Raw genomic sequence first — 712 nt, forward strand, 5'->3', positions numbered from 1 at the left:
GCAATTATGGAATTGGGAGAATCCCCACAGAAAAGCACAGATGCTTTCTCATCTATACTAAAATATAAAAAATAAATGAGTTTATAGCAGTCATTTAACTGACTATAAACTTATTATACGAGGAGAATTTCAAAATGGAGAAAACACGAGTCTTTAGAATGCCTTTTTCAAGTATCTATCCGCTGTATATACAAAAAGCAGAGAAAAAAGGAAGAACAAAAAAAGAGGTAAATGAAATCATTTTTTGGCTTACCGGTTATGATGAGCATTCATTACAGCAGCAAATAATTAATGAAGTGGATATGGAAACCTTCTTTAAACAAGCCCCTCATATTAATCCCAATGCTTCACTCATTAAAGGAGTAATTTGCGGACATCGGGTGGAAGAGATAGAAGACGAATTAATGCGACAAATCCGATATTTAGATAAATTAATTGATGAGCTGGCTAAAGGTAAAACAATGCAGAAAATATTGAGAAAGTAAATGCTATTGATATTTTATGTAAATAACTTGTTATGAGTATGTTATGAACATAACACGAAGTTGGTAAATTTCCAATTTAACAAAAAGGGCGTAATTCTCCTATTTTCTATAAGTTGGATATGAATAGTCCTTGTTATTTTAGGTTCGATACCTAAAATAATAACTACTTGACGAATTATTATATATGATGTATTCTAAAATCAGTGGTAAATATATAAATGAGGTAA

Annotated in this window: 1 protein-coding gene; it reads left to right on the forward strand. The window is 30.5% G+C overall.

What is annotated here, in order from left to right:
* Positions 1-134: 134 nt before the first annotated feature.
* Positions 135-485 (forward strand): DUF2200 domain-containing protein, encoded by a 351-nt coding sequence (locus J5G60_RS18600; protein ID WP_106010234.1) that lies wholly within the window; start codon positions 135-137, stop codon positions 483-485.
* Positions 486-712: the final 227 nt, after the last annotated feature.

The organism is Clostridium sp. HV4-5-A1G, assembly GCF_900184915.1.
GTDB lineage: Bacteria > Bacillota > Clostridia > Clostridiales > Clostridiaceae > Clostridium_B > Clostridium_B aromativorans.

Coding starts and splice junctions, on each gene's coding strand:
- J5G60_RS18600 (WP_106010234.1), top strand. CDS start 135: ATGGAGAAAACACGAGTCTTTAGAATGCCTTTTTCAAGTATCTATCCG.